At 72.6% G+C, this 5,733-nt stretch carries 6 protein-coding genes; 2 read left to right on the top strand and 4 right to left on the bottom strand.

Going from position 1 to position 5,733, the window contains the following annotated elements; translation table 11 throughout:
- Window positions 1–17: 17 nt before the first annotated feature.
- Entirely contained in the window at window positions 18–860 is an 843-nt protein-coding gene (nudC, locus tag D7V97_RS39215; RefSeq protein ID WP_120615692.1) for an NAD(+) diphosphatase, read from the bottom strand.
- A gap of 74 nt (window positions 861–934) precedes the next feature.
- Between nudC and D7V97_RS39210 the strand changes: the two genes are divergently transcribed.
- Window positions 935–1,150, top strand: a complete 216-nt coding sequence (locus D7V97_RS39210) for a hypothetical protein (protein ID WP_120615691.1) — start codon at window positions 935–937, stop codon at window positions 1,148–1,150.
- A 34-nt stretch (window positions 1,151–1,184) separates the two neighbouring features.
- Here the strand turns inward: D7V97_RS39210 and D7V97_RS39205 are convergent, their stop codons facing one another.
- Window positions 1,185–1,640, bottom strand: a complete 456-nt coding sequence (locus D7V97_RS39205) for an FKBP-type peptidyl-prolyl cis-trans isomerase (RefSeq protein WP_120615690.1) — start codon at window positions 1,638–1,640, stop codon at window positions 1,185–1,187.
- 213 nt (window positions 1,641–1,853) lie between these two features.
- Between D7V97_RS39205 and D7V97_RS39200 the strand changes: the two genes are divergently transcribed.
- Window positions 1,854–3,002, top strand: coding sequence for an MFS transporter (locus D7V97_RS39200; RefSeq protein ID WP_199729122.1), 1,149 nt, complete (start codon window positions 1,854–1,856; stop codon window positions 3,000–3,002).
- Window positions 3,003–3,018: 16 nt separating this feature from the next.
- On the opposite strand, the gene D7V97_RS39195 is transcribed toward D7V97_RS39200, so the two are convergent.
- Together D7V97_RS39195 and D7V97_RS39190 are read right to left on the bottom strand one after the other, a co-directional pair.
- Entirely contained in the window at window positions 3,019–3,456 is a 438-nt protein-coding gene (locus tag D7V97_RS39195) for a GNAT family N-acetyltransferase (RefSeq protein ID WP_120615688.1), read from the bottom strand.
- A gap of 19 nt (window positions 3,457–3,475) precedes the next feature.
- On the bottom strand, window positions 3,476–5,733 hold a 2,258-nt coding region (locus tag D7V97_RS39190; RefSeq protein WP_120615687.1), incomplete at its 5' end, for a TonB-dependent receptor.

The raw sequence follows: 5,733 nt of genomic DNA, 5'->3' as shown, positions 1-5,733 counted from the left end.
GGGCCAGGCCCAGGCCGCTAGCCTGGAGGCAGACCGCGCCGGGCCTTCACCCGGTCGATGAAGGTGTCGATGAGGTGGCGCGCGATGCTCAGCCGGGGCGGGATGCGCGGCAGGTCGTCCACGTCGAACCACCGGGCCTCGGCGATCTCCTTGCCGTCCACGGTGATGTCGCCGCCCGCGTACTCGGCCATGAAGCCCACCATGAGCGAGCGGCCGAACGGCCATGGCTGGCTGCCGAAGTAGGTGAGCTCCTTCAGGTCCACCCCCACCTCCTCCTTCGCCTCGCGGTGGACGGTCTCCTCCAGGGACTCGCCTGGATCCACGAAGCCCGCCACGGTGCTGAAGAGCGGCTCCGGGAAGGTGGCGTTGCGCGCCAGCAGCATCTGGTCGCCCCGGGTGATGAGGACGATGACCGCGGGCGAGATGCGCGGGTAGAACGGCGTGTGGTCCACCGGGCAGCGGCGCGCGCGCTCGCCCGCGACGAGCTGCGTGGGGGTGCCGCACCGGCCACAGAAGCGGTGGTTCACCTCCCACTCCGCGACGGACAGCGCGCGGCCGGCCACGGCGAACGTCACCTCGTCCAGCTGCTTGTAGAGCGAGCGGGCGGGGACGGTCTTCATCCCCTCCGGCGGCGCGAAGTCCCCGGACAGGGGGACCGAGTAACAGTCGGTGTCGTCGAGCACGCCCAGGAAGTGGGCGCTGGCGGCGAGCTCCGGCAGGGCCGAGGCGCGGGGCAGGGTCAGCTGGCCCTCGGACTCGGACACGAGCAGGTCCATGCCGCGTGCGGCGAACAGGAGCGCGGTGTCGCGCGAACGGGCGGGCGGGTCATACCCGGGCTGGAAGCGTTTCGAGGGGCTCACGGGGCCACCTTAACGGACGGCGCGGTGGGGCGCCGCGCGCTATGCTCCCGGCGTCCTGATTCCGGGAGTCACGCGTGAACGCCCTCATCCTGCGGCTCGTCTGTGGCCTGCTCTTCGTCGGCATGGTGCTGGGCGTGGCGACCCATCCGCCCAAGGACCTCACGCAGGGCCTGGGCATGATGCTGCCCGCGACGATGCTGCTGGGCGTGGCGCTGAAGGGGCCCAAGGGCCGCTCGCGCCTGCCGAAGAAGCGCGTGCCGCCGGTATCCGGTGGGACGCCTGGCGTCTGAGGCGTCCCGCTTCCGTCGAGCCTGGGCGGTGGCGTCAGTAGACGGCGAGCAGCTGCACGTCGAAGACGAGCACGGAGTCGCCGGGGATGACCGGCGGCGAACCCTGGCTGCCGTAGCCCAGCTCCGAGGGGATGACGAGCTTGCGCTTGCCGCCCGCGCGCATCCCGGCGACGCCCTCGTCCCAGCCTTCGATGACGCGGCCCTGGCCCAGGTTGAAGGAGAAGGGCTCTCCGCGCGGCACGCTGCTGTCGAACAGGGAGCCGTCCGGAAGCCAGCCGGAGTAGTGCACCTGGACGATCTTCCCGGCGACGGCCTCCGCGCCGGTGCCCACCGTCAGGTCCTGCGTGTACAGCCCGGAGTCGCTCTTGTTCATCGCGCCCAGGTCCACGCCCAGCGCGTCGGCGTACGTCACCTTGGCGGGGTCGCCCGAGGAAGAATCACCACAGCCCACGAGGGCCAGCACGGCACTGAGAAGAAGGGTTCGAAGCATGGCCCGCAGCCTGCCCCGCACGCGCGTCCCGGGGAAGAGGGGAGGGGCCCCGGATGGCCTGCCCGCCCGGACGGCGCCCCCGAAGCGGGAGGGCCGGGTCGCGCTTGAAGCCCGCGAGCGAGGGGCTTATGCGTTGCGCCGTCCGCCATGCCGACCCCGCCTGACGCCGCCCCCGTCCCGTCCGCTTCGCTGAGCCCCTCGCTGGTCGGGTTGATGGCGGTGGCGGGCGCGTTCACCGTCGCGAACCTCTATTACAACCAGCCGCTGCTGGGAGACATCGGCCGGACGCTGGGCGCGTCGGGCAGTGCGTTGGGCCTGGTGCCCATGCTGACGCAGGTGGGCTACGCGGTGGGCATCCTGTTCCTGGTGCCGCTGGGCGACAGCCTGGAGCGACGGCGCGTCATCCTGGTGCTGTGCGGCTGCGTGGGAGTGGCGCTGGTGGCGACGGCGCTCGCGCCCGACCTGCGCGTGATGGTGGCGGCGAGCTTCGCGCTGGGCGTCACCACGGTGATTCCGCAGCTGCTCATCCCCTTCGCCGCGCAGCTGGCGGAGCCCTCGCGGCGCGGGCGCGTGGTGGGCACGGTGATGAGCGGGCTGCTCATCGGCATCCTGCTGTCGCGCACGGTGGCGGGCTTCGTGGGCACGCACCTGGGCTGGCGCACCATGTTCTGGACGGCCGCGGGCCTGATGGTCGTGCTGGGCATCGTGCTGCGCTTCACGCTGCCTGCGCAGCCGCCCCTGGCCTCCATGCCGTACCCCGCGCTGATGCGTTCGCTCATCCACCTGGCGCGCACGGAGCCGGTGCTGCGGCTGCACGCGTTCCTGGGCGCGCTCTCCTTCGGCGCGTTCAGCGCCTTCTGGGCCACGCTGGCGCTCTACCTCCAGTCGCTGCCCGGGCACTACGACGCGCAGGTGGCGGGCCTCTTCGGCGTGGTGGGCGTGGCGGGCGCCGCCATCGCGCCCATCGTGGGCCGCCATGCGGATCAGCGCGGGGACCGGCGCCTCAACGCGCTGGCCATCGCCGTGCTGCTGGCCTCCTTCGGCGTGCTGTGGCTGTGGGGGCACACGCTGTGGGGCATCGCGCTGGGCGTGGTGCTGCTGGACCTGGGCGCGCAGGCCAATCAGATCACCAACCAGGCGCGCGTCTACGCGCTGCGGCCGGACGCGCGCAGCCGGCTCAACACGCTCTACATGGTGACCTACTTCGTGGGGGGAGCGTCGGGCGCGTGGGCCGGGACGGCGGCGTGGACGCGCGCGGGCTGGCCCGGCGTGTGCGCGGTGGGCGCGGCGATGTCGCTCACGGCGCTGGTGACGGTGCTCTGGAGCAGCCGCCGCGTGCCGACCCGGGCCCCCGCCACCTGAGGCTTCACCCGAGCCTTCAGAGGTCGCGCTGCATGTCGCGGTGGGGGACGCCCACCTCTTCGTACGGCTCGCCGTACACCGCGTAGCCCAGGCGTTCGTAGAAGGGGACGACGGGGGCGCGTGCGTGCAGGTGCACGTGGCGGAAGCCGCGGCGCCGCAGCTCGTCCTCCAGCGCGCGCACCAGCCGCGCGCCCAGCCCCTGGCCCTGCAGCGAGGGCGAGACGGCCATCTGGAACAGCCGGCCGCCGTGCGCGTCCTCCGGGTGGAAGAGCACGCAGCCCACGACGGTGCCGCCCGCGTGGGCCACCAGGTGGAGGCTGTCGTCCTCGAAGGGGAACTTCACGTCCGCGCGGGTGAAGCCCAGCGGCTCGCGCAGCACGCGGAAGCGCAGCTCCAGCTCCCCGTCGTACAGCGGGTGCCCGGGGTGGATGAAGTCGAGCGAGGTGTCGGCCATGGCGCGCGAAGGTTCCGGTCTAGAAGCTGCCGGTGAGCTGGAGGTTGAAGGTGCGGCCGTACTGGGGCACGGGGCCGACGGACACGTCGTCGCTCACGACCAGGGCATAGCGCGCGTCCAGCAGGTTGTTCACGCCAGCGAAGTAGCGCAGCCGGCCGTAGTCACCGGACACGCCGAAGCCCACCAGCAACGCTTCGCCGCTGTTGGCGCCGGGCAGGGTGTCCACGCGCGCGCTCTGGTAGGTGGCCTGGGTCGCGATGCGCATGTCGCCGTTGCCCACGGGCAGCAGGAAGCGCCCGGAGGCCAGGTGCGCGGGCGCGGCCTGCACCACGTCCAGGGAGGCATTGGCCAGCCGCACGTAGGAGTAGCTCAGGTCCACCAGCAGCCAGCGGCCCGGCTGCCAGTGCAGCCCGGCCTCCGCGCCCCACGCGAACGTCGTGCCGGGGTTGTTCGTGTACACGAGGCACTGGCTGGGCGCGCCCTGGGGGCCGCAGCGGGGCGTGGGCTCGGCCTCGGTGATGAGCGTGACGAGCTGGGAGATGCGGTTGTGGTAGCCGGCCACCGTCAGGCGCAGCTCGTTCGTCAGGTCGTGCGAGTGCTCCACCTCGAAGGTGGTGATGGTCTCCGGGTTGAGGTGTTCCGCGGGGCGCTGGGTGAGGAGGTTGTCCTGGTAGAACAGCTCGTAGACGTTGGGGGCGCGGAAGGCGCGGCCAATCACCAGCTTGGTGAGGCCGTTCTCGTAGGGCCGCCCGATGACGGCCAGGCGCGGCGTGAGCGGCAGCGTGTCCAGGTCGCTGTACCTGTCCACGCGCAGGCCCAGCGACAGGCTCAGGCGCGGGTGCAGGCGCCACTCGTCCAGCGCGTACACGGACACGAGCGAGCGCGTCTGCGTCTCCAGGGGCATGGCGACGGAAGGGCCCACGCTCTTCTGCACCACGCGCAGCTGGGCCTGGCCCTCCACGCCGAACGTGAGGCGGTGGGACTCGAACAGGCCCACGAGCAGGCGCGCCTCGGCGGTGAGCCAGTCCGCCGCACCGGAGTCGGTGTTCGTCTGGGCGGCGTCCCCGCCGTAGTTCCAGTGGCCCTGGTAGCGGCTCAGGTCCACGGCGCCGCGCAGGGACAGGATGAAGCGCTCGGAGAGGGCGCGCTCGTACTTCGCCTCGGCGAAGCCGCGCACGTCCCGCACGCGGGTGCCCTGTGCGCCCACCACGGTGCCGTAGGGCGCGGTGGGCACGTCCTTGGTGCGCCCGTGGAGCTGCGCGACGAGCGACAGCCTGCCCAGGCGGGCGCGCACGGAGCCGGTGCCGGCCTGCTCCCCGTCCAGTCCGGTGACGATGGGGCCGGGGGTGCCCAGCAGGGTGGTGTCCGCGCCGCGGGACTTCATGCCCGCGAGGCTGAAGAGGACGGAGCGGTTGGGGTCCTCCCATGACGTGGTGGCGTGCACGAGCGTGGAGCCCATCGCGCCCACGGCGCCGGTGATCTCCAGGCGCCGGTCCAGCCCCAGCGTCTCGCGGGGCACGACGTTGATGACGCCGAAGAAGGCGCCCGTGCCGTACAGGGCGCTGCCGGGGCCGCGCACCACTTCGATGCGCTCCACCTCTTCCAGGTCCACGCTGAGGTCGTGCGCGGCGTAGCCCTGGCCAGCCCACACGTCGTTCATCGCGTGGCCGTCCCAGAGGATGAGGATGCGCGTGTTGAGGTCGCCCGGCGGGGAGAAGCCGCGCACGCCCAGGTACGTGTACGTCCGGTCGTCGGTGAGGAAGAAGCCGCGCACGCCGGCCAGCGCCTCGGCGAGCGTGCGCCAGCCAAACGCGCGCAGTTCCTCCGGCGTGAGCACGGTGGTGGAGGCGGGGGCCTCGTCCACGGACAAGAGGCTCTTGGACGCGGCGCGCACCGGGGGCGGTTCGTAGCGCAGGGTGGCGTGGACCTTCACCTCCTGGTCGGGGACGACGGTGACCTTCTGGCGCACGGGGCGCACGTCGCGGCTCTCCACCTCCAGCACGTGCTCGCCCTCTTGGAGGGTGACGACGGTGGGGGTGAAGCCCGCGGGCCGGCCGTCCACGCGCACCGTGGCGCCGTCGTGGTTGGACGTGACGACGACGCGGCCCGTGGGGCGCGTCTGGGCGCTCAGGGTGATGCTGAGCGGCAGGGTGCCTTCGGCGGGCACGTCGATGACGTACTGGCCGGGAGCGTGGCCGGGGGCGCGCACGTGGAGCACGCGCTGGCCCGGGGACAGGCGCAGCTTCGCGGGGACGCGGCCCAGGAGGGGGCCGGTGG

The sequence above is a fragment of the Corallococcus sp. CA053C genome, from assembly GCF_003611675.1.
Lineage (GTDB): Bacteria > Myxococcota > Myxococcia > Myxococcales > Myxococcaceae > Corallococcus.
This window is presented reverse-complemented; position numbering and strand designations above follow the sequence as displayed.

Excerpts from the sequence above, each read along its gene's own strand:
- D7V97_RS39205 (WP_120615690.1), bottom strand. The coding sequence starts at position 1,640 with ATGCTTCGAACCCTTCTTCTCAGTGCCGTGCTGGCCCTCGTGGGCTGT.
- D7V97_RS39200 (WP_199729122.1), top strand. The coding sequence starts at position 1,854 with ATGGCGGTGGCGGGCGCGTTCACCGTCGCGAACCTCTATTACAACCAG.
- D7V97_RS39195 (WP_120615688.1), bottom strand. The coding sequence starts at position 3,456 with ATGGCCGACACCTCGCTCGACTTCATCCACCCCGGGCACCCGCTGTAC.